Raw genomic sequence first — 4,003 nt, 5'->3', positions numbered from 1 at the left:
CAATATAAATACAAAAAAGAAGGTGACTCTAAACAAGTTAAGATAAAGGATAGAGCGAGTATTTCTGAAAGACCTAGCAGTGCTAATAGAAAAAATCTTTATCACTTTGAAGGTGACACTATTGTTGGTAAAGACCATAAAAGTGCTATTGTAACAATGGTCGATAGAGCTAGCAGATTTACTATTTTAGCCAAGTCTATAGATAGAACAGCTAATTCAATCAATAGAATATTGTACAAAGTATCTAATGGTCATAAAATATTAACAGCTACATTTGATAATGGTAAAGAGTTTGCTAAACATAAGAAGCTAACTAGCAAGACTGGCATCAAAGTATTCTTTGCTGATCCATACAGTCCTTGGCAAAGAGGTACTAATGAAAACATGAATAGGTATATCAGACAATTTATACCTAAAGGTACTAACTTTAACAATATATCTCATCAATACATTAGAAAGTTACAGATAGACTTGAATAATAGACCTAAGAAATGTTTAAATTACTTGACACCTAATGAAGTACATTTTGGTATCTCTATAAACATTGAGAATACAATCTAGCTATAGAAATCAACTCCTCTATCACTTTTATATATCAAAGATAATTCGTTACCAGAGTATTTCATAACACCATATCTTGGGTCTAATTTTTTATAACTATTATCAATCATCATTAAATGATTTGATGGCCCTAATCGACAACTACTACTTTGAATATCTATCAGGAAGGCACTATTTAGAAACTCACAGTCTATGAAAAATACAGAAGCATTTCCTGACCCTATAATCTTTATACTCTTATCAGTACAAAACCCTGGACCTGTGAATACAAGATTTATATTTTTCTCACCACAATGAACATTTAAATTAGGTAATAAAAAACCTTCATCAAAAATTATTGTTTTAGATTTCGATAAGTTAATTTCCAATTCATCCTCACGATTCCCCTTAGTTCTATTACACCTATAATATTCAAATGAATGATTTTCATTAGAAGAGATGTCAAAAAATTTCTTAGTTTTATCTAATACTTTCTTATGCTTTTCTTCTATATCAGCGATTGTATAACAATCTTCAATTTTTAAGTCCATATTTTACCCAACACTATTGTCGATAATAGGAGTCTCATTGACTTCTATAGCATTATCTAATTGATTTGTAAAAAATTTAGATGACATAAAACCATATTATTAAGTAAAACAATACTACTAATAGATTATAAATAAGAAATATGAAGATAAAAAGGAAAGAAAAAACTATCTAATATATTTATTCACAAGCTTAACAAAAGCCATTGGATCTTCTATCTTAGCACCTTCAACAAACATTGCCTGAAGAAGTAAAAGCTCAGATAAATCAGCAAATACTTCTGTATCTGCTTCATTTTTAAGCTTTTGAACTAAATTATGCTCTGCATTAAGCTCTAAGATAGGCTTCATACCCATACCAGGCATAAACCCTTGACCAGCCTCTTCCATCATCTTTTGCATGTGTAAACTCATACCATAGTCATTTACAACCACACAGCTTGGAGAGTCTGTCAAACGCTTAGACAAACGTACATCTTCAACCTTATCTTTTAAAACTTCTTTGATTTCTTTTAAAACACTTTCAAAGTCTTTCGCTTCTTTCTCAAATTTCTCTTTGTTCTCTGGAGTCTCAAATTTATCAAGATCAATATCACCTTTGATAATAGACTTCATATACTTACCATCAAACTCAGTCAAAGTAGACATCATCCATTCATCGATTCTATCTGTCATCAAGATAACTTCGATACCTTTCTTCTTGAATGCTTCAAGTTGCGGATTATTTGCAGCAGCCTTATAACTATCAGATGTAATATAGTAAATAGTATCTTGACCTTCTTTCATGCGTGAGATGTAATCTGCTAATGATACAGTCTGTTTAGCATCACCACTTTCAGTAGTCGCAAATCTTAATAAGCCAGCGATCTTTTCTTTGTTTGAGTAATCATCAGAAACACCTTCTTTCAGCACCTGACCAAAACTATCCCAGAACTTTTGATATTTTTCTGTATCTTTACTAGCTAACTTCTTAAGTTCGCTTAGAATTTTAGTCGTTATTGCTTTTTTGATCTTATCAATAACTTTATTATGCTGTAATATCTCACGTGATACATTAAGTGGTAAATCAGCAGAATCAATCACACCCTTAACAAATCTTAAATATGGAGGTAATAATTCCTTATTCTCCATAATAAAGACTCTACGCACATATAGTGATAGTCCATAATCCTTATCTCTATTCCAGAAATCAAAAGGCTTATTCTCAGGAATATACAACAAGCTATTATACTCAAGATTACCTTCTACTTTGTTATGTATCCACATTGAAGCATTTGCAAAATCATGAGAAATATATTTATAAAACTCTTGATACTCTTCATCAGTTACTTCTTCTTTTGATCTTAACCAAATAGCCTTAGTATTGTTTATTGTCTCATACTCATCTTTGATAGTTTCTTTACCATCTTTATCATGTTCAACTTTTTTCATTTGAATTGGAGTATTGATACAATCTGAATACTTATTAACCAGACCTTTAAGCAAATGAAACTCAAGTAAATCTAAATGCTCTTCCTTAATATGGAGAGTAATCTCTATACCACGCTTTTCTTTTGTAATAGTCTCAACTGTGAAGCCATTTTGAGCATCTGAAACCCATTTAGTAGCTTGAGATTTATCCTGACCTGCTTTTCTAGTTCTAACTGTAACTTTATCAGCAACGATAAATGATGAATAAAAACCAACACCAAACTGACCAATTAAGTCATTATCTTTGCTTTTATCACCAGTTAAGCTTTCTAAAAATTTCTTGGTACCTGATTTTGCGATTGTACCAAGGTTCTCAATAACTTCTTCTTCAGTCATACCAATACCATTATCACTAACAGTAATTGTCTTTGCATCTTTATCAAAATCAATTCTGATAACATAATCAGCATCATCTTCATTCAAAGCTGCATTTGAGATACTTTCATATCTTAGTTTCTCGATAGCATCAGAGCTATTAGATACAAGCTCCCTTAAGAAGATTTCACGATTTGAATATAATGAATGGATCACAAGATGAAGCAACTTATCAACTTCTGTTTCAAATGTATATTTTTTCTCTGACATTTATATAACCCTCTTTTGTTATACTTTTTCAAATAACTTTATGATAATTATGTATATGAGAGTTATTGCTATTTTTTCAAGACTTTTTAGTATATAAAAAATGCTTTTTAGATAATTATTATACTTTTTGTTTATTTTTAGCAGTTAATTCTCTTTCTTGACGTATTTCGTCAATAAAAGCACCCCCCCAATCAAACCACTTGGAATAGCGAAAACGCCAATTCCCAACATAGAAACTATTGCTGCTATTAACCTGCCTAAAAGTGTGATAGGAAACATATCTCCATAACCTACCGTAGTAAGAGTAATAACACCCCACCATAAAGTATTGGATATAGATGAAAAAACCTGAGGTTGAGCACCATGCTCAGCATAAAACATCAAGATACAAGATATTATCAATATTACAAAAATTAAGCAGTATGATACCAATAACTCGAGATAGATTTTTTTAAATACATTAATGCTAGATTGTATTCTGAAAGTTTTAAATAGTTGAAAGAGAGTTCCAAATATAGTTTATTAGGTTTTGACGAAACTAAAATAAACGATAAGGAACTAAAAAATGCCAAAGCACTTAACTCTTTCAAATAGATATTGTATAGAAGAATTACTTAAATTAGGATACCAAACATCTCAAATAGCCAATAAAATTGGCTATAGTGAAAGAGCTATAAAAAAGGAACTTAATCGCACTAGTATAAATAGTGACTATAATGCTGAGATAGCACAGAAGCTATATCAAAGCCGCAGAACTTCAAATAATCATAAGCTATCCTGTAAAGTTAAAAAGCTAATAATAGCTTTGTTAAAAAAGAAGATATCTCCGGAACTTATTTGTGGTAGATTAAAACATGAGG

General features: G+C 30.6%; 5 protein-coding genes. 2 read left to right on the top strand and 3 right to left on the bottom strand.

Annotated features, from left to right (window positions below):
* Positions 1-561 (top strand): IS30 family transposase (locus F8C69_RS09400; RefSeq protein WP_159183759.1); only part of this gene is annotated, 561 nt, incomplete at its 5' end.
* Here F8C69_RS09400 and F8C69_RS09395 read toward each other — a convergent pair.
* The 3 genes from F8C69_RS09395 to F8C69_RS09385 form a co-directional block, all read right to left on the bottom strand.
* Positions 558-1,091, bottom strand: a complete 534-nt coding sequence (locus tag F8C69_RS09395) for a hypothetical protein (RefSeq protein WP_159184985.1) — start codon at positions 1,089-1,091, stop codon at positions 558-560. The two genes, F8C69_RS09400 and F8C69_RS09395, sit on opposite strands and share 4 nt — an antisense overlap.
* Positions 1,092-1,256: 165 nt before the next feature.
* Entirely contained in the window at positions 1,257-3,143 is a 1,887-nt protein-coding gene (htpG, locus tag F8C69_RS09390; RefSeq protein ID WP_159184984.1) for a molecular chaperone HtpG, read from the bottom strand.
* A gap of 144 nt (positions 3,144-3,287) precedes the next feature.
* Positions 3,288-3,590 carry a potassium channel family protein gene (locus F8C69_RS09385; protein ID WP_290125324.1) on the bottom strand — a complete coding sequence of 101 codons (303 nt, stop codon included), beginning with the start codon at positions 3,588-3,590 and terminating at the stop codon, positions 3,288-3,290.
* Between the two features lie 118 nt (positions 3,591-3,708).
* Here F8C69_RS09385 and F8C69_RS09380 point away from each other — a divergent pair.
* On the top strand, positions 3,709-4,003 hold a 295-nt coding region (locus tag F8C69_RS09380), incomplete at its 3' end, for a helix-turn-helix domain-containing protein (RefSeq protein ID WP_159184785.1).

This window comes from Francisella noatunensis subsp. noatunensis, from assembly GCF_009823375.1.
Classification (GTDB): domain Bacteria; phylum Pseudomonadota; class Gammaproteobacteria; order Francisellales; family Francisellaceae; genus Francisella; species Francisella noatunensis.
Note: the sequence above shows the minus strand (reverse complement) of the source record. Positions and strands in the feature narration are given on the sequence as shown.